The sequence below is a fragment of the Parabacteroides caecihominis genome (assembly GCF_023656785.1).
Lineage (GTDB): Bacteria > Bacteroidota > Bacteroidia > Bacteroidales > Tannerellaceae > Parabacteroides > Parabacteroides segnis.
The window spans coordinates 145066-165514 of record NZ_JAMOKS010000011.1 but is presented as its reverse complement, the minus strand read 5'-3'; the positions used below and the strand labels follow the sequence as shown (position 1 = coordinate 165514).

At 46.7% G+C, this 20449-nt stretch carries 14 protein-coding genes and 1 riboswitch; of the genes, 11 read left to right on the top strand and 3 right to left on the bottom strand.

What is annotated here, in order from left to right:
- The first annotated feature begins 7 nt into the window (after positions 1-7).
- The 7 genes from nrdG (at position 8) to NBH14_RS11345 (ending at position 9900) form a co-directional block, all read left to right on the top strand.
- The gene (gene nrdG, locus NBH14_RS11375) at positions 8-508 is read left to right on the top strand and encodes an anaerobic ribonucleoside-triphosphate reductase activating protein (RefSeq protein ID WP_046145588.1); all 501 of its coding nucleotides are present in this window, start codon (positions 8-10) and stop codon (positions 506-508) included.
- Between the two features lie 646 nt (positions 509-1154).
- Positions 1155-1433: riboswitch (cobalamin riboswitch) on the top strand.
- A gap of 75 nt (positions 1434-1508) precedes the next feature.
- Positions 1509-3737 carry a TonB-dependent receptor gene (locus tag NBH14_RS11370; RefSeq protein ID WP_186958401.1) on the top strand — a complete coding sequence of 743 codons (2229 nt, stop codon included), beginning with the start codon at positions 1509-1511 and terminating at the stop codon, positions 3735-3737.
- Positions 3738-3773: 36 nt separating this feature from the next.
- Positions 3774-4274 carry an HmuY family protein gene (locus NBH14_RS11365; RefSeq protein WP_250817440.1) on the top strand — a complete coding sequence of 167 codons (501 nt, stop codon included), beginning with the start codon at positions 3774-3776 and terminating at the stop codon, positions 4272-4274.
- Complete coding sequence (locus tag NBH14_RS11360) at positions 4244-8401, top strand: cobaltochelatase subunit CobN (RefSeq protein WP_250817438.1); 4158 nt, start codon at positions 4244-4246, stop codon at positions 8399-8401. The genes NBH14_RS11365 and NBH14_RS11360 overlap by 31 nt, the downstream gene beginning before the upstream one ends.
- Before the next feature lie 3 nt (positions 8402-8404).
- The gene (locus tag NBH14_RS11355; protein WP_128133866.1) at positions 8405-8959 is read left to right on the top strand and encodes a hypothetical protein; all 555 of its coding nucleotides are present in this window, start codon (positions 8405-8407) and stop codon (positions 8957-8959) included.
- A gap of 28 nt (positions 8960-8987) precedes the next feature.
- Positions 8988-9587, top strand: coding sequence for a MotA/TolQ/ExbB proton channel family protein (locus NBH14_RS11350; protein WP_186958404.1), 600 nt, complete (start codon positions 8988-8990; stop codon positions 9585-9587).
- A complete protein-coding gene (locus NBH14_RS11345; protein WP_186958405.1) occupies positions 9571-9900 on the top strand; it encodes a DUF2149 domain-containing protein in 330 nt (109 codons plus the stop codon). The genes NBH14_RS11350 and NBH14_RS11345 overlap by 17 nt, the downstream gene beginning before the upstream one ends.
- An 8-nt stretch (positions 9901-9908) precedes the next feature.
- On the opposite strand, the gene NBH14_RS11340 is transcribed toward NBH14_RS11345, so the two are convergent.
- Complete coding sequence (locus tag NBH14_RS11340) at positions 9909-10820, bottom strand: helix-turn-helix domain-containing protein (RefSeq protein WP_233567057.1); 912 nt, start codon at positions 10818-10820, stop codon at positions 9909-9911.
- A 198-nt stretch (positions 10821-11018) separates the two neighbouring features.
- On the opposite strand from NBH14_RS11340, the gene dinD reads away from it, so the two are divergent.
- From dinD to NBH14_RS11320, 4 genes are all read left to right on the top strand, one after another.
- Positions 11019-11855: a DNA damage-inducible protein D gene (gene dinD / locus NBH14_RS11335; RefSeq protein WP_186958406.1), complete on the top strand. Its 837-nt coding sequence runs from the start codon at positions 11019-11021 to the stop codon at positions 11853-11855.
- Positions 11856-12124: 269 nt separating this feature from the next.
- Positions 12125-13240 (top strand): efflux RND transporter periplasmic adaptor subunit, encoded by a 1116-nt coding sequence (locus NBH14_RS11330; RefSeq protein ID WP_122328001.1) that lies wholly within the window; start codon positions 12125-12127, stop codon positions 13238-13240.
- Positions 13241-13254: 14 nt separating this feature from the next.
- Positions 13255-16467 (top strand): efflux RND transporter permease subunit, encoded by a 3213-nt coding sequence (locus tag NBH14_RS11325; RefSeq protein ID WP_186958407.1) that lies wholly within the window; start codon positions 13255-13257, stop codon positions 16465-16467.
- Between the two features lie 4 nt (positions 16468-16471).
- Positions 16472-17842: a TolC family protein gene (locus NBH14_RS11320; RefSeq protein WP_186958408.1), complete on the top strand. Its 1371-nt coding sequence runs from the start codon at positions 16472-16474 to the stop codon at positions 17840-17842.
- Between the two features lie 147 nt (positions 17843-17989).
- On the opposite strand, the gene rocF is transcribed toward NBH14_RS11320, so the two are convergent.
- Both rocF and rocD read right to left on the bottom strand, forming a co-directional pair.
- Complete coding sequence (gene rocF, locus NBH14_RS11315) at positions 17990-18886, bottom strand: arginase (protein ID WP_128134565.1); 897 nt, start codon at positions 18884-18886, stop codon at positions 17990-17992.
- 274 nt (positions 18887-19160) lie between these two features.
- On the bottom strand, positions 19161-20369 hold the full coding sequence (gene rocD / locus NBH14_RS11310) for an ornithine--oxo-acid transaminase (protein WP_186958409.1): 1209 nt from the start codon (positions 20367-20369) through the stop codon (positions 19161-19163).
- Between the last annotated feature and the right edge of the window lie 80 nt (positions 20370-20449).

Below are 20449 nucleotides of genomic sequence, written 5' to 3'. Positions count from 1 at the left end.
AAATACGATGTTATCGATTATTGATATTATAGAAGATACGACTGTAGACGGTCCGGGATTCCGGACCGCTATCTACGCTGCCGGCTGCCCAAACCAGTGTCCGGGTTGCCATAACCCTGAATCGTGGGATATCAATAAGGGCCGACCTGTTCCTACTGAAGAGATACTGGAAAAGGTTCTCGCAGATGATTTTGCAGATGTAACTTTCAGCGGGGGCGACCCGATGTTTCAGCCGGAAGAATTCACCAAGCTGGCACGAGCCATCAAAGAAAAAAGCCGGAAAAACATCTGGTGTTACACCGGATATAAATTTGAGAAACTGCTGGAAAACCCGAAACAGGCCGCACTGCTTCAATATGTAGACGTTCTGGTAGACGGCAAATTCAAACAAGCCCTCCATGACGAAAGCCTCCTGTTCCGAGGCAGTAGTAACCAGCGATTGATCGATGTCAAAAAATCACTGAAAGAAAATAAAGTCGTTTTCTATAATTATAACCCGTTTATATAAAAAGCAAAACGACAAAAGAATAAGATATATACAAACATTATGACAGATAACAACCTTAAATGAGAACAGACTTATTTTTCATTTAGTCATTCCAGAAAGGCTCACTACACATTTATTAACACATAGACTATCCAATAGCTACTTTTTATCTCGTTTTAAACGAAGTTCGAATTTGTTTAAAACAAAATTTAATTCGTTTAAAACGAGATAAAATTTTGTTGTAGTAGAAATTGCGCCTTTTTTAGACTAAAAATTTGTTAATTAAGACATCCGCAATACGACTATCAGTACTATTAAAAGAGAAAATTACATGTTTTTAGGCAGCTTTTATTTCCAGAACAACCAAAAATCAGCATCTGCAGCGAATAGCAATATATCAACATAACAACAGAAAACATAACAGATCAGCTATAGTTCATAAACAATATGCAACATTCTGCTAAAGTTATCACAACAATCAAGACACAACGAGCAGAAGAAACCTCACGAGAGGCTCATAAAAACAAACCAACATTCCCACCAGCCCGTACAAACCATCCACCCCACACACAAATATCATTTTGATAATCAATTAATTTCCCTGTGACTTTTCTGACAGAAAGATTTTTTAATGAATAAATATTATTTGTATTCAAAAATACTTTACTACTTTTGCAGCGGATTAAGGTGAATCACAATGCATTCTGCAAGTGATGAGAGGGAATCCGGTGAAAGTCCGGAACAATGCCCGTTGCTGTAATCCCGTTCCGGTGACTGCCGGAAATGCTTGCAACTCCATGCCACTGAATAATTGAAAATGGAGAATTGAAAATTGAAAATTACAGACTAACTAATTTTCAATTTTTAATTTTCAATTTTCAATTAATTTGGGAAGGCTTTGCAAAGCCGGGAAAGTCAGAAAACCTGCCTGATCAATTGTATTCATGCTTTCGGGATAAAAAGCAGGGATTAACAAGGCGGAATTTCAAAACAAATTCTTCCAACTTATTTGCTTACTTATATGAGACTGAAAGGTATTGCTATGTCTTTACTTTCGGTGTGTGTGCTTACACCTGCAACAACATTTGCAGAAACACTGGCTACTGATACACCGGATAAAGAACAGGTACAAACCGGCATTTGTGTGTTGACCGGCAAAATCATTGACTCCGAAACAGGAGAAGGTATACCTATGGCTACAATCAATGTTCCGGGAACATTGATTGGCACCGTCTGTGACGCAGACGGTCGTTTCCGGCTGGAACTAATCGAAGGCAAAAGTTATAATTTATTGGTCCGTTCCACCGGATACATGGAACAACGCATCAAAATCGATGCCAACGGAGCCGCCAAACAGATGAATATCCAAATGAATGCAGGGATATTCGACCTAAACGAGGTGGTCGTTACCGGGACGCGCACAGAAAAACTCATCAAAAACTCTCCCGTACTGACCAAACTGATCCCGGCCTCACAACTGCAACGCAATGATTTTGAAAACATCATGGACGCGTTGGAGTTTACAATTCCCGGATTACAGTTCAATAGTGACCCGCGCGGCGACAATATTCGCATCCAGGGACTTGAGAACAAATATATACTCATACTGGTAGATGGCGAGCGCCTGTCCAATACACCCGGCGGTCCGATTGATTTCGAGCGGCTGAGTACATCCAATATCAAACAGATAGAAGTTGTAAAAGGCGCAGCCTCAGCATTGTATGGTTCCAGTGCAATCGGTATGATCATTAATATCATCACGAAAACACCCGAACGTCCAGCAGAAGGATGGGCCAAAGTACGCTATTCACGCTACAATGAGCTTCTGATGGATGCAGCCTTTGGTACCAAATACAAGAATTTTACATCGCAGACATTATTCAACCGGAACTCGACAGACGGGTATGACCTGACTCCCGATTCACCGGGAAACTATACCCAGAACCCGTCGGCCAATATGACAATATCCGAAAAACTGGGATGGGAATATAATCACACGAAGATAAACGCATCGGCCGATTTCTTCCTTAATGAAGAAAAAAATCCGAAATTAAGCGATGAAGTAACCCATTACAAGAGTTTCAACAAAACATTCCGTGCCGGTATAGAGCAGCAATTGGGAGAAAAAAATCTGTTGAAAGGGGTTTACTACGGAGACTTTTACATTCGTCGTACAGTTTTTGAAAAGCTGGATTCAATTGGTAAAAATGCCACATCCAATGTACAGACTCTGCGTCTGACGGATATTTATACCCCACTCGATAATCTGCAGGGAATAGGCGGCATTGAGTTCAATTGGAATAAAGATTATAATGTCAAACAATACGGTGAAAATCTGAAAACCCGCAAGGTAAACGATATCAATGGATTTGTACAACTGGATTGGAAAGTAATCCCGGAACTCGATATTATCGGCGGTTTCCGTTACACGCATCATTCTGTTTTCGGAGATGCCTACACACCGAAAGTCAACGTCATGTATTCACCCGGAAATCTCCGTTTACGTGCCGGTTACAGTAAAGGATTCAAGGCTCCGGATGCAACCGAATTATTTTCTGATTTTCAGATGGGATCGGTATCCCACAATATAGGAAACCCGGATTTAAAAGCCGAACATTCCAACTATTATTCTTTTTCTGCCGAATACACATTCAGCAAATTGAATATAAGCGGAGAAATCTATCAGAATGACATTAAAGACAAGATACAGTCGTATAACGTTATTGTCGATCTGCCCGGCGGAGGCCAGGAAGCACAACTGCGATACAGAAATGTAGATAACGCCCGTATCCGGGGTGCCGAAATCTCCCTCACTTATAAACCGTTCCAATGGGTAAATCTGCAAGGGACTTATGACTTTACAGATGCTCAGGATAAAGCGACCGGATTGCAATTAACCGGAAACACCAAACATGCACTCAGCTGTAATGCCATGTTTATGTTCGATTTGTTCAAACGGGAAACGACGGTTTCTGTTGCCGGAAGATGGACTTCAAAGAAAATCAATTTCCGCGAAAAGACTATAACAGATCCCGAAACCGGAGAAACCACCCAGCAAATGGTTGACAGTCCGCAGGATGCCTACAGTTTGTGGAAACTGACCGTACAATACAGTATCTGGAAACACAAATATATGAACTTGCTGTTAACGGCTGGCGTACAAAATATTTTCAATTACACCGATCCGGTCAACTTTACGACTTACGATTCGGGACGTCGTGTTTTCGGCTCCGTTATTTTCAAATTCTAATATGCGATTATGAACATTATAAATTTTAATCATTTTATGAAAACGAGTAATTTTAAATTTTCAGTATCCGGTCTAAAACAGATCATGGTACTTGTTACATTGTGTTTGCTTTCTTCCGGATTCATTGCTTGTAGTGACGATGAGAAAGAGGAACCGGAAGTTCCGGCAGAGGCTAAATCTTTCACGGTTCATGCAACCAGTACCAATCCTGATGATTGGTGTTATTTTTCTTTTGAAAAAGGAGACAGTGTAGTAATAGACAAAGCAAATGCTGCTAAAGACCAAACCTGGGATATCGCATTCCAACGTTTTTATGTACGCACCAACAGCGGTACTTCCGGCAACGGACAAGGAGGAGCATTGGACACAAAACAAACAACATTCGATGCTGTAACTACAGTTCCGACAAGCGGTTTCATTGCTGACTCAAAAGAAAAAATGATGTTGATTATGAGCAAATTTGAGGAACACTCACTCAACACGGCTTATATGCTTTTTATAGCCTGTTGTTATCACCCACCAAGATTGCGTTGGTGAATTTCCCCTCCTACCAGGTATCCAACATCGCGATGGCCAACGACAGCCGCTTGATAAAAGTGATAGAAGTCAAGGCCGAAGATGCGTCATCGCTCAAAAGCTACGATGCCATCCTCCTTTTCGGACCGGGATTGCGCCTGACGGAAGAACAGACAGAAAATATCGAGACCGCCGGAAAGAAAGGAACTGCCGTATACACCTTTGTCTTCTCCTCCGGCTCCATCAACAACCACCATGTAGATAGTTTACAGGAACAGCAACTGGATATTTATTATAACAACCGAAGCCGTAAGAACTACCGGAACATGCTGCATTATATCCGCAGCACGTTCGACAGCCGGAAACTTTTCCAGACAAAAGCCGGGGAACCGTTATTGATTCCTTCCGACATTTTTTTCCACCTGGAAGACGGTGTGTTCTTCCGGACAGCCAACGAACTGACCAACCACCTTCGCGAAAAGAAACTATATAAAGAGAATGCCCCGCGTATCGCCTTCGTTTCAGGTATGACCTCACCGCTGGAAGGCAACCGGAGTTATATCGACAGTCTGATCACCCGACTGACGGATGCAGGTTTCAATGTCTATCCGATTGCCTCTGCTGCCCGACGCCAGGAACTGATGGAAAGTGTACATCCGGATGCCGTCGTTTACCTGCCAATGGGACGGCTGGGCGGTGACAAGACTGTAGAGTGGCTGACAGAAAACAATATCCCGCTCTTCTGTCCGCTTTCCATCATGCTGAGTCGCGACGAATGGCTGAGTGATGACAAGAACAAAGGCGTAACCGGCGGTTATCTGACTGCACGCATCGTTCTTCCCGAAATAGACGGAGGCATCGATCCGCTCGTTATCTCTACACAGAACCAGCATCCAAACGGCTATTTTATGTTTGATGCGGAAAGTGAACGCCTGGATAACTTTACACGAAATGTAAAAAACTACCTGCAACTGCGCAATAAACCCAATAAAGAGAAACGCCTGGCAATCTGTTATTTCAAAGCAGCCGGACAAGCATCACTCGTAGCCGCCGGGCTGGAAGTAGCTCCCTCTCTTTACGAATTGCTGAAACGGCTGAAACAGGAAGGCTACCAGGTAGACGGACTGCCCGACACCTTCAACAGTTTCAACCAATTGCTAAAGAAACAGGGGGCCGTATTGGGAGCTTATGCCAAAGGGGCACAGGACGATTTCATGAAAAACGGGAATCCGTTATGGGTTAGTAAAAGTACATATGAACAGTGGGCAAGCCAGACGCTCGTCCCTGAAAAATATAAGGAGGTTGTCGACAAATATGGCGAAGCACCGGGCGATTACCTGAGTACGACACGGGACGGAGAACCTTCGCTGGCTATCGCACGCCTGCAATTCGGAAATGTCGTATTATTTCCTCAACTACATGCTGCCGAAGGGGATGACGAGTTCCAAATCGTACATGGAGCAAGCGTAGCACCGCCACATGCTTATCTGGCTCCTTATCTTTGGGTGCAAAATGAATTCAAAGCTGATGCCCTGATCCATTTCGGGACACACGGTAGTTTGGAGTTCACCCCAGGCAAACAGGCAGGATTATCCAATAGGGACTGGCCGGATTGCCTGATAGGCAGCCTGCCTCATTTCTACTATTACAGTATTGCCAATGTAGGTGAAGCGATCATCGCCAAACGGCGTACGCATGCCGTCATGCTATCGCATCTTACGCCTCCGTTCATGGGAAGTCGTACACGGGGACGTTTCTCCGGCTTGTTCAGCGACATCGATGCCTGGTATCAGGCACCGGAGAGCAAACAGCAGGAGATTGGTCTGAAAATAAAAGCCTCCGTATTAAAACTGGGATTACAAAGGGACTTACAACTCGACAGCATCGCCAATAAGCCCTATACGGCAGAAGAGATAGAACGTATCGAAAACTTCGCCGAAGAAATTGCCAATGAGAAGATGACCGGGCGACTTTATACACTCGGACAGACTTACACCCCGGAAGATATCGAATCGACCGTGATAGCCATGTCGGCTGACCCGTTGGCATACAGCCTGGCACGCCTGGATGCTCTGAACGGAAAGATCACCCGCAAACAACTGGAAAACAACACCTATATTTCCCGTCGCTATCTCACTCCGGTCAAAAGTAAGCTGAAACAGCTGCTCGCTTCGCCGGTACAAAATCCGGAACGGCTGATGCAGGATTTTGCCTCACTGAGCCGCGCCGACCTGATGAAGGCACGTGCTACTGATATGGCCGTCAATCCCCGCCAGTTATCCATGAGTGAAATGATGGCAATGGCCGCCGGCGACGAGAATGACAATTCCGGTAAAAGCGACGAAAGCGGAGGCATGAAAATGCCGGCTGGCATTCCTAAAGTAGGTAAAATGCCGGACTGGGTAAAAAAACGAATCGAAGCCCGTAAACAGGCAAAAAAAGAAGGAAAAAAAGCCGTTCTGCCGGAAGTACCGCAGGAAGAGAAAGACTTTTCTTTCGCCGTTCTGGAAATCGAACGTACACTGAAAAACGTACTCAGTTACAAACAATTACTCGAATCATCCCCGGAATCGGAACTACAAGGTTTCTTGCATGCCCTGAACGGAGGCTATATCGCCCCCAGTCCCGGTGGTGATGTGGTTCTCTCGCCCAACACCCTGCCAACCGGACGGAACATGTACTCCATCAATGCCGAAGCAACACCCGGCACACGTGCCTGGGACAACGGAAAAGCATTGGCTGAAGCTACTTTGCACACTTATTTCAAGAAACACGAAGACTGGCCTCGAAAGGTCAGCTATACTTTCTGGGCCGGCGAATTTATCGAGACCGAAGGCGCCACCCTGGCACAAGCCCTCTATATGCTGGGAGTAGAGCCGGTACGTGACGGCATGGGGCGTGTTACCGATATCCGCCTGATTCCTTCTGAGGAATTAAAACGTCCGCGTATCGACATTGTCGTCCAGACTTCCGGACAACTCCGCGACCTGGCCGCCTCCCGTCTGGCAATGTTGAGTAAGGCGGTAGCCATGGCCGCTAAATCGGAGGGGGACCAATATGGCAACTATGTAGCTGAAGGCACCGTCGAATCGGAAAAACGACTGGTTGAAAAAGGCATATCCCCCAAAGAGGCCCGCGAACTGTCGACGATGCGCATATTCGGTGCCGTAAACGGCGGCTACGGAACCGGTATCACCGGACTCGTAGAAAAAGGGGATGCTTGGGAAAAAGAGTCGCAGATTGCAGACACTTATCTGAACAATATGGGAGCCATTTACGGTGATCCTGATAAATGGGGAGAAGTCGTCAAAGACCTGTTCGAAGTTGCCCTGCAAAACACCGATGTTGTGATGCAACCACGTCAGAGCAACACCTGGGGGGCTTTAAGCCTGGACCATATGTATGAATTTATGGGAGGATTGAATCTCTCCGTACGTAATGTCACCGGCAAAGACCCGGAGGCTTATCTGTCCGATTACCGCAACCGCCATAATATCCGCCTGCAAAACCTGCGGGAAGCAATCGGAGTAGAAAGTCGTACAACCCTGCTTAACCCGGAATACATCAAAGAAAAGATGAAAGGCGGAGCGACAACGGCTGAGAATTTCTCCAAGACATTCCGCAACACCTATGGCTGGAATGTAATGAAACCTTCCACCATCGACAATGAATTGTGGGATGACCTGTATAAGATGTATGTCCTCGACGAGCAACAACTGGGAATACATAACTTCTTCCGGAAAGAAAGTCCAGCCGCCCTCGAAGAAATGACTGCCGTCATGCTCGAAACCGCCCGCAAAGGATACTGGAAGGCGACAAACGAACAATTGCAGCAAATAGCCGAACTGCATACGAACCTGGTCAACGAATTCAAACCGGCCTGCACAGGATTTGTCTGCGACAATGACAAACTGAAAGAGTTTATCGCCTCCCATACCTCCACAGAACAAGCCCGCACATATCAGCGGAATATCACTGCAATAAAAGAGGCTTTGGTAGAAACCGGACAACAAGTCGTTCTGAAAAAAGACCAACTGACACAACAGCCTCAAACGGAGAGCCAGACATTGGATGGTATATTAATCGGCGTTACGGTTATAGCCTTATTCGTCATGTTGGTATTTATCCTGAAACGGAGAAAAAAGTAACGGATGGAGTATGTTATAGGCATATTACTCGGATTCATCACCCTGAACTTCCTGTTGAAAATAGGTTTCTATGAATCGTTCTACGGGATACTCGCTGCCGGTCTGGGGTGCAGCCTTTTTGTCCTGGCAATCTGGCCCTGGGCTACGGAACAGTCGAAAACACAGATAGCCGACTTTCTGGCCTCTCCGGAACGAATGCAGGATGCGGCTGTTATGATAACACTGGAATCAACGGTTATGATTGCTTTCTGTTTCGATTGTTTCGCCGGTTTACGGCAGCATGATACGTTTTTCAAACGTAACCTGACCCGTCTGCTTACCTATTATCCGGGAATACTTATCTCTGTGGTACTGGCCTATACACTCACCCAGACAATCTTTGCTTTTCCGGGAACAGACTTCCGCACTGTGGCGTGGTGCTTTGCTACAGTCACAGGGGTAGGCGTGATTGGTTGCGGTTGGTTCCTGAAAAAATTTCTGGGCGACAACAGCCTGCGATTGGAATTGCTATTTATTACGAACCTTTTTATCATTCTGCTGGGAATTATCGCCACCTAGAATGGAAATTAATAAAAAACACACGGATATGACATCTATCTCAAATGCTTTATTCTGGATATCGAATGGATTACTGGTGCCTGTAGTGGTACTGTTACTACTATTTTTCATTCGTGCCATCCTAATGGCCGGAGGTTTTTTCGAAGAATTCTGGCAGAAAACACGTTTGCAGCAGCAAATAAACAATATGCTTGAAGAAATGACACCCGGCAATGCAGAAGAACTTTGCCGTCAATTGCCCGAAAACAAAAACATTCCGTTGCTGCGTTGCCTGCAAAAGCTCTACAGCCACAAGGAAAATAGCCCTTACTGCGAACGCCTGCTAGCCAATTACGAAGTAGAAGCGGAAAAAGAGCTGGGACGCTCGCGTAGCTTTATCAAATTAGGCCCTATGCTGGGACTTATGGGGACACTGATTCCGATGGGACCGGCGCTGGTCGGACTTTCTACCGGCGATATTGCATCTATGGCTTACAATATGCAGGTCGCGTTTGCCACCACCGTAGTCGGCATGGTTATTGCCGCAATCGGTGTAGTTACCCTGCAAATAAAACAGCGATGGTATGCACGTGATATGAACGATTTGGAATATATCTATAAAAACCTGCATCATGGCACAGCGAAATAGGTTACTTCATTCGGACGGAGATTCCGACCCGATGGGCGTGGTTGCCAATCTTTTCGATGTAGCCATGGTATTTGCCGTAGCCCTGATGGTAGCGCTTGTCACCCGTTTCAATATGACGGAACTTTTCTCCAAAGAAGACTTTTCATTAGTTAAGAATCCGGGGAAAGAAAACATGGAGATAATCACTAAGAAGGGAGAATCCATCCAACGGTATACCCCTTCCGAAAACCAGGAATCGGAAGGGAAGAAAGGCCGCAAAGTCGGCATCGCTTACGAACTGGAAAACGGGGAGATTATTTATGTCCCGGAATAATGTTCTTTCTAGTCTTTTGCATATTGCCGTTTGAATGCCAACGGTGAAATATCCCGGTGCTTTTTGAAGAACTTTCCGAACGAAGACTGGTCGGAAAAGTTCAGCATATCTGCAACCTGTTGGATTGTAAGGTCCGGATTACGTAACAAAATCTCGGATTCACGTATCAGCGCCTCGCTAATCCATTGGTTGACTGTTTTTCCACTAAAACTTTTCATAATGCGTGAAAGATATTCGGGAGTAATACATAATTCGCCGGCATAGAAAGAGACGGAATGTTCCGTACGGCAATGTTTGTTCAGCAACTGGATGAACAGGAACAACAGCAAATCGCGGCTGGGAGGATTCGGACTGACATTTCCGCGGTTAGCCTGATAAACGATATTATTCATTTCCAGCAGAAAACCGCGAAGTTCATTCATGATAATATCCCGTTGCCAGGCATGTTCCGTACGTTCGATATTCCGTTCGATACGGTGCAGGCACTTTTCCAGCAAGACGCCTTCTTCCTCATTCAGTTTCTGTATCGGGCGGCTATGCCGGGAAGCGATATAGGCAGCGGGCATACGGCGGCTGTTCAGCATAATCTCCGAAAACAGGTTTCGCTCGATAATCAGGTGGTATCCCCTGAAATCAGGAGAAATACGGAAGTCCTTTACCGAATGCATATCCATAATATCCAACAGCAGGTTATCCGACAAATGATAGGTAAAATCATCTATCGTAATATCAATCTCTCCCTGCCGGACCAGAAAAATAGAAAATGCATCCAACCGGATGGAAGCCCCTTCCTTGAATCCCGGATTCTTATGGTCGCCGCCACTAAATTCTACAATAATCAATTTATCTTGATAGGACTTGGAATTCATACCAAAAGAAAGCAAGTCCTCAATAGTTAACTGCAAAACGGATTGTTCCATGAATAATTTTCTATGAACGGCAAAGATAAGAAATATATCTGAAAGCAATCCTTATCATTTTGCGGACGTCCGCAAAATGATAAGTCCTACTTCTAGCATTGAAAAACAGGGGAATATAAAATAAAAATATATCACGAATCCTATCTTTATCAGATACTAATTCTTATATTTGCAGAAATCATAATAAAAACTGTAACTATGAAAACAGAAGAAATCAAAGAGTTATTCACACGATTCGAAAGTATTGTCTGTGATTATAACGGAGTCGAATGTTGGAGTGCACGAGAATTGCAAAAATTACTAGGTTACACTAAATGGGAGAAATTCATAAATGTAATTGACAAAGCAGAAGAAGCGTGTAAAAATGCAGGAGAAATTATAGAGTATCATTTTCCCCACGTGGGGAAAATGATAAATCTAGGAAAAGGTGCTGAAAGAGAGATAGATAACATCCTCCTTACGCGCTATGCCTGCTATTTGATCGCCCAAAACGGAGATCCCCGAAAACCCGAAATCGCTTTTGCCCAAAACTATTTTGCCGTTCAAACTCGCCGTGCAGAGCTTGTAGAACAGCGCTTATTAGACTTCGAACGCATCAACGCCCGCACCAAATTAGCAGAAACAGAGAAGTTACTTTCCGGTGTTTTATACGAAAGAGGTATCGACAGTAAAGGCTTTGCCACAATACGCTCAAAGGGAGACAAAGCTCTGTTCCGCATCGATACTAAACTGTTAAAACGCAAGTTAGGTGTACCGGACAGTCGCCCACTTGCCGATTTCCTGCCAACAATCAGCATAAAAGCAAAGGACTTTGCCGCGGAAATGACATCTGTGAATGTACAGCAAAAAGATTTGTACGGACAAACCCCTATCGAAAACGAACACGTAGATAATAATCTGGCAGTAAGAGATATGCTGATTAACAGAGGTATCTTTCCCGAACAGTTCCCAGCCGGAGAAGATATAAAAAAGGTAGAAAAGCGCCTGAAAGGAGACGCCAAGAAGCTAAACGACTCCAAGAAGAAAAAAAAATAACACAGTAAAGAGTATGTTATAACGAAACCATTTTGCTGACGTCAGCAAAATGGTTTCGTGTGATATCCCCTGTTCAATTTTGGAACAACAATATTCAATTTTCAACCACACTTCATTTGAGAAAAAGTCGGACATTTGCACCGGTTATTAGTTAAGGCAGTAAATATCAAAGAGTAACAAACTATTCTCACTTGAATATCACCCTATTGATGTTTTTTATTTTGGAACAATCCGGCTGCCGGGATTATAAATAAAATAAGTACGTAGAAATGAAGAAAAATTTAATTACCAGATGCCTGGGTGGCATCGGGGTAGGGTTCTTATGCCTTGTTGCCAGCTCATGTAAAGAACAGCCGGCCATGATGGTGAACAATGAGTACAAAGTACTAAAAGTGTCTACAACCGACAAAACCCTGAGCAGTCTCTATTCTGCCACTATCCGCGGACGTCAGGACATCGACATCTATCCGCAGGTTTCAGGTTTTATCACTCAATTATGTGTGGAAGAAGGACAGGCTGTACGCAAAGGACAGTTATTGTTTGTAATCGACCAGGTGCCTTATCAGGCGGCTTTGCAGACAGCCCAAGCCAATGTGGAAGCAGCAGAAGCAGCGTTAAGCACTGCAAAACTGACGTTAGACAGCAAAAAAGAATTACATGCACAAAATGTAGTCTCCGCTTTCGACCTACAGACTGCCGAAAACTCCTGGCTAAGTGCCAAGGCCCAACTGGCACAGATGAAAGCCCTGGAACTGAATGCCCGCAATAACCTTTCCTATACAGAGGTGAAAAGTCCGTCGAACGGAGTTGTCGGAACACTCCCCTACCGCGTCGGAGCACTGGTCAGCGCCAGTCTGCCTAAGCCGTTGACCACGGTTTCGGACAATTCGGACATGTATGTCTACTTCTCCCTGACGGAAAACCAACTGCTGGGACTTACCCGCCAGTACGGCTCCAAACAGAAAGCGCTGGAAATGATGCCGGAAGTGGAATTACAACTGAACGACAAATCCGTTTACCCCGTAAAAGGAAAAGTGGAGACTATCAGCGGTGTGATTGACCGTAGCACGGGAACCGTAAGCCTGCGTGCTGTGTTCCCGAATGAAGACGGCATACTTTACAGCGGCAACTCCGGTAACATCATCCTGTCTACCGAAAAATCCGGCAGTATCGTAATTCCGCAGACAGCGACTTTCGAGATACAGGACAAAGTATATGTCTATAAGGTGGTAGACGGCAAAGCAACTTCTGCCCAGGTAAATGTCACCCGTGTAAACGGCGGACAGGAATATATCGTGAACGATGGTTTGAAGCCGGGTGACGTGATTGTTGCCGAAGGCGTAGGTTTGCTGCGTGAAGGAACCCCGATTCAGGTTAAACAATAATTGAAAGAAGGAATATGAAATTAAGAACCTTTATAGAACGCCCGGTACTATCAGCCGTTATCTCTATCGTGATAGTATTCATGGGTATCATCGGATTGACGAGCCTGCCCGTCGAACAATATCCCGATATCGCACCGCCTACCGTCATGGTAAGCACCACTTATTTCGGAGCCAGCGCCGAAACACTTCAGAAAAGTGTTATCGCCCCGTTGGAGGAAGCCATCAACGGCGTTGAAGATATGACCTATATGACCTCTACTGCGACTAATGCCGGTACCGTCTCCATCATGGTCTATTTTAAGCAAGGTACTGATCCGGACATGGCCGCTGTGAATGTGCAGAACCGTGTGTCGAAAGCCAGCGGTCAGCTTCCCGCAGAAGTGAACCAGGTCGGTGTAACGACAACGAAGCGGCAAACCAGTATGTTACAGATATTTTCCATCTACAGTCCAGATGACTCATATGATGAGAACTTCCTTTCAAACTACCTGAGCATCAACCTTAAACCGGAAATCCTCCGTATTTCGGGTGTAGGAGAGTTGATGGTAATGGGAGGCGACTATAGCATGCGTGTCTGGATGAAACCGGACGTAATGGCACAATACAATCTGATCCCGGCCGATGTTACAGCCGTCCTGGCCGAACAGAATATCGAGTCGGCTACCGGTTCGTTCGGTGAAAACTCTAAAGAGGCTTACCAGTACACGATGAAGTACAAAGGACGTCTGATACAACCGGAAGAGTTCGGAGATATCGTGATCCGCTCATCGGAGGACGGCGAAGTGTTGAAACTGAAAGATATAGCCGAAATAGAACTCGGTCGCGAAAGCTACGCATATATCGGTGAGACATCAGGACATACCGGTATCTCCTGTATGATCTTCCAGACAGCCGGTTCGAATGCAACCGAGGTAAACAATAATATCGACGCCTTTCTGAACGAAGCGCGTAAGGACCTGCCCAAAGGGGTAGAGATCGTACAGATGATGAGTTCGAACGACTTCCTCTACGCTTCTATCAATGAAGTGGTGAAGACGCTGATCGAAGCGATTATCCTGGTTATCCTTGTTGTATACATATTTTTGCAGGATATCCGTTCGACGTTGATCCCGCTGGTAGGTATCATCGTGTCGCTGGTCGGTACGTTTGCCTTCATGTCGATTGCCGGATTCAGTATCAACCTGATTACACTGTTTGCACTCGTGCTGGTGATCGGTACGGTGGTGGACGACGCCATTGTCGTCGTCGAGGCGGTGCAGGCCCGATTCGACGTCGGGTATAAATCATCGTACATGGCAAGTATGGATGCCATGAACGGTATCAGCACCGCCATTATTTCTTCTTCACTGGTATTTATGGCTGTATTTATTCCGGTATCGTTCATGAGCGGTACTTCGGGTACGTTTTACACCCAGTTCGGTCTGACGATGGCGGTTGCCGTAGGTATTTCGGCTATCAACGCATTGACGCTGAGTCCTGCTTTGTGCGCCCTGATCCTGAAACCGTATATCAATGAAGACGGTACGCAGAAAGAAAACTTTGCCGCCCGTTTCCGTAGAGCGTTCAACACGGCTTTCGATGCAATCATCACCAAATATAAAAAAGGTGTATTGTTCTTTATCAAACGGAAATGGCTTACATGGTCGTTACTGGCTTGTTCGATTGTCGTACTCGTTTTACTGATGAAGACGACTAAAACCAGTCTGGTACCTGACGAAGACCAGGGAGTACTGTTTGTCAATGTAACCACCGCAGCCGGCAACTCACTGGCTACAACCGATATCATCATGACGGATATCGAACAACGTATCAAAGATATTCCGCAGATAAAGGAATATAATAAGGTTTCCGGCTACGGACTGATCTCGGGACAGGGTAATTCGTTCGGTATGTTTATTCTGAAACTGAAACCGTGGGACGAACGTACCGCCAAAGAAGATCATGTACAATCTGTCATCGGACAGGTGTACGGACGGACTGCCGATATAAAAGATGCCAGTATCTTCGCCATGGCTCCGGGTATGATCCCGGGTTACGGTATGGGTAACGCATTGGAAATGTACATGCAGGACAAAAAGGGAGGCGATCTCACCGAGTTCTTCAATACCACCCAGCAATATCTGGCCGCCCTGCGCGAACGTCCGGAGATTGCGGCTGCTTATTCGACCTTCGCTATCAACTATCCGCAATGGGAGGTGACAGTAGACGCGGCGAAATGTAAACGTGCCGGCATTACACCGGATGCTGTTCTAAGTACCCTCTCGGGTTACTATGGCGGACAGTACGTTTCCAACTTCAACCGTTTCTCGAAGGTATATAAGGTCATGATTCAGGCTTCGCCGATCTACCGTCTGGACGACTCTTCGCTGGACAACACGTTTGTCCGTATGGCAAACGGTGAAATGTCCCCGTTGAGCCAGTTCGTAACGCTGACAAAAGTATACGGTGCAGAGTCGCTGAGCCGTTTCAATATGTACAACTCTATCAATGTGAATGCCATGCCTGCGGCAGGATATAGCTCCGGTGATGCGATCAATGCAGTAAAAGAAGTGGCATCAACCGCTCTTCCGAAAGGATATGGTTACGACTTTGCCGGTATCACCCGTGAGGAAAATCAACAGAGCGATACGACAACGGTAATCTTTATCATCTGTATCCTGATGATCTACCTGATCCTGAGTGCGCTTTACGAGAGTTTCCTAATCCCGTTTGCCGTGATCCTTTCAGTACCATTCGGCCTGATGGGTAGCTTCCTGTTTGCAAGAATGATGGGGTTGGAGAATAACATTTACCTGCAAACCGGTTTAATCATGTTGATCGGGTTATTGGCAAAGACGGCGATCTTATTAACCGAATATGCAACCGAACGCCGTGCAGCCGGTATGAGCCTGACTTCGGCCGCCCTGTCTGCCGCCAAAGTTCGTCTGCGTCCGATTCTGATGACGGCATTGACGATGGTATTCGGTCTGCTCCCGCTGGTTGTAGCGACCGGTGTAGGTGCAAACGGTAACAGTTCGTTGGGAACGGGTGCCGTCGGCGGTATGCTGATCGGAACGCTCGCCCTGCTGTTCGTCGTTCCTTCGCTGTTCATTGTATTCCAGTATCTGCAGGAAAAAGTACGCCCGATACAGTTCGAGCCGACACACGACTGGCAGATTCAGGAAGAAGTAGAAGAAGTAACTGCCGAGCGGAAAGAATATCTCGATAGTAAAAAGAAAGAAAAATAAGCAGATGAAAAATAATATCATTCTATTATCTGTCGCCACCCTCTCGCTACTGAGCGGGTGCGGCATCTACAAATCCTACCAACCGGAAACCTCCGTCCCTGACAACCTGTTCAGGGAGGAGGCGCCGGCTACGGATACGACAAGCATCGGCAATCTCGACTGGCGGGAACTTTTCACAGACCCTCAGTTGCAGGCACTGATTGAAAAAGGGTTGGAAAACAACACCGACTTCCGCACCGCCCACCTGCGGGTACAGGAGGCCGAAGCCGCCCTGATGACGTCGCGCCTGGCTTACCTGCCGGCTCTTAACCTGACTCCGCAGGGTACCATCAGCAGTTTCGACGGTTCGAAAGCCGCCAAAAGTTATCAGCTGGCGGCCTCAGCAAGTTGGGAAATAGATATATTCGGGAGACTGACAAACGCCAAAAGAAGTGCGCAGGCAGCTCTCGAACAAACCAAATCATACAAACAGGCCGTCCGGACACAGCTAATAGCCACTATAGCCAACTCCTACTACACTTTATTATTGCTCGACAAACAACTTGTCATCAGTGAACGGACGGCCTCTCTTTGGAAAGAGAATGTACAAGCCATGCAGGCATTGAAAAAGGCGGGCCTGACAAACGAAGCCGCCGTCTCGCAGTCGGAAGCAAACTGCCTCAGCGTAGAAGCCTCCCTCCTGACCTTGCGCCAGCAGATTAATGAGATGGAGAACAGCCTTTCCAACCTGCTCGGAGAAGTACCGCAGCGAGTAGAACGGGGCAACCTGGACTGCCAGGAGTTTCCCGAGACATTGTCGACCGGCGTTCCGCTCGCCCTCCTAGGCAACCGTCCGGACGTACGGCAGGCAGAATACTCGCTGGCACAGGCGTTTTATACAACGAACGGGGCACGGAGCGCTTTCTATCCGAACATCAACCTGAGCGGTGTGGCCGGATGGACCAACAGCGGAGGAGGCATCATCGCGAATCCCGGCGGTTTGCTGTTGCAGGCTATCGGTTCGCTGACACAGCCGTTATTCAACAAAGGCGCCAACATCGCCCAGCTGAAGATTGCGAAAGCGCAGCAGGAAGAAGCCTCACTGACTTTCCAGCAAAGCATCCTGAATGCGGGCAGCGAAGTGAACAACGCCCTGACCCAGTGGCAAACGGCACGCGGACGCATCACACTGGCCGACCGGCAAATCGCTTCCCTGCAAAAGGCCGTAAAAAGCACGCAGTTGCTGATGGACCACGGAAATATCACCTACCTGGAAGTGCTGACTGCCCAACAATCATTGTTGCAGGCCGAACTTTCCCAAGCGGCTGACCGCTTCGACGAAATACAAGGTGTCATCAACCTCTACCATGCTTTGGGAGGAGGGCAGGAAGAATAAAAATTCTAGCCTACCTAGAACCTCCTTTCGAGGCAGGCTAGAAAGGGGTTTCCAGGCAAGATAGAAAGTAGGTTCTAGGTTAACAAGAAAGGTGCCGCGTCTTTTAGCAGATGCGGCACCTTTTTTTATCTCTTTCCGGCAGTGCGGTCAGAGCCGGGCGGTTATATAATCGATAATATCGAGGCAGAGATTGGTTGTCAAATCATTCGTATCCAGATCAGGATTCAGCTCGACCAGGTCCATCGACTTTATCAGGTTCGTAGATAGCATATGTTCCACAAAATCTTTAAACTCGTCGGGGATCAGGCCTTCGCTGACCCGCGTTCCCGTTCCCGGAGCAAAGCGGGGGTCGATACTGTCCACATCGATACTGAAATGGACGTTGCGTATTTTCCTTTCCTTCAGTTTCCGTTTAATATCTTCCGCTACAAAGCCGATGCCTTTCAGATGGATCGTTTCCATCGTGTAGACACTTAAATGTTCCCGGTCTATCAGTGCCAACTCTCCTTCATCCAGGCTACGGGTACCCACCAGAAAGACATTCTGCGGATTCACCTTATTCCCTTGTCCGTATATATTGACAAGTTCCTCGCTACCCATGCCCATCAAAGCACTCAACGGCATACCGTGGATATTTCCGCTGGGAGAAGTTTCATTCGTATTGAGATCGCCGTGTGCATCCAGCCAGATGATACCGAAATCCTCAAAACTTTTTCCAACCCCGGAGGCACTGCCCAGTCCAAGTGAATGATCGCCACCGATAACCAGCGGGAAAGCTCCTCCGCGTAGCGTATCATAGACCAGTTCCGCCAGGTTATTGTTCACCTCCACTATCGCATCGAGGTATTTCATACTCTTGCTCCGGGCAAACTTATCCGCTTCCGACACAAGCGGGACATAGAGGTTGCCCAAATCAAAGGCACGATGCCCATTCTTCCGGATAACCTGCATCAGTCCCCGTTCACGCAGATGGTTCGGGGCCCGTTCAACGCCTTCCCGGTCACAACCTAGGTTCAAGGGGACTCCTATTACGTTTATTTTCATATGATAATTTATTTCGATTATTATCAAAAGTGAATGAATGTAGCGTCGTTGGTAAGGGCGGGACAAGATAAATATCAACCATTTCCATCTTGTCGCACCCCTACAGGGTGCCTCAGAAAGAGAAGGATTCAAAGGAACCCAGGGTTAGAACCCTGGGCTAGTTTGTTACAGGCCTACAGCCTGAAGACACCGTCACTAACTGGCTCATCCTATAATTAGCAGATAGCTCAATTATTTTTAAATTAGCACATTGCCATATTGCCACATTATTCTTCTAAAACTGAGCAAACGTTTCCCGTATGATCCCTACCGCCTCCATCATCTGGTCGCGGGTAATAATCAGCGGTGGTGTGAAGCGAATGATATGATCGTGTGTCGGTTTGGCGATCAGGCCGTTCTCTTTCAGGGCGAGGCAGATATCCCAGGCTACCTTTCCACCGTGCGGTTCAGTGACTACGGCATTCAAAAGACCTTTTCCTCTCACCTTTTTAACCATCGGATTGTCAATCCTTTCCATCTCGTTCCGGAACAGTTCTCCCATTGCATAAGCATTCTCCGACAGCTTCTCATCCCTCACCACTTCGAGGGCGGCGATACCGACAGCGGCAGCCAGCGGGTTTCCGCCATACGTAGAGCCATGTTCGCCCGGCGCGATCGTCAGCATGATCTCATCATTGGCAAGGACGGCGGAAACAGGGGTTACACCGCCCGACAATGCCTTACCTAGGATCAGGATATCGGGATGGATGTTTTCATAATCGCAAGCCAGCAGTTTCCCGGTACGACCGATACCGGTCTGTATCTCATCTGCGATGAACAGGGCGTTATGTTGTTTACAGAGGTCGTAGCACCGGCGGAGATAACCGTCATTGGGAACAACTACGCCTGCCTCTCCCTGTATCGGCTCCAACAGGAAACCGACTACATCGGGATCTTGCAATGCTTCTGCCAATGCTTCTACATTATTATATTGTACTTTAATAAAACCCGGCGTGTATGGTCCGAAGTCTTCATAGGAACTCGGGTCGGTACTCATCGAGATGATTGTAATCGTCCGCCCGTGGAAGTTCTCGCTACAAACAATAATCTTTGCTTTTTCGGGAGCGATACCCTTGATGCGGTATCCCCAACGGCGTGCCAGCTTCAGGGCGGTCTCGACCGCTTCTGCTCCGGTATTCATCGGTAACAGTTTGTCGTAGCCGAAGAACTTACAGGCAAACTCCATGTATTCACCCAATATATCAGCGTGAAATGCACGCGATACGAGTGTCAGCTTCTGCGCCTGTTCGGTTAATGCTTTGATGATTTTAGGATGACAATGCCCCTGGCTCAGGGCGGAATAACCGGACAGGAAATCAAAATAACGTTTGCCTTCCACGTCCCACACAAATACGCCTTCTCCTTTCTCGAGAACAACAGGCAGGGGATGATAGTTGTGTGCACCAAACTTCCCCTCACGGGTGATGTAATCTTCCGGTCTCATACTATTTCTGTTTTAATTGTTTTTGTCAGACTGTAAGCGTTTCATACAGCCATTGAGCCAAAGGTAGTAATTTGAGTGAC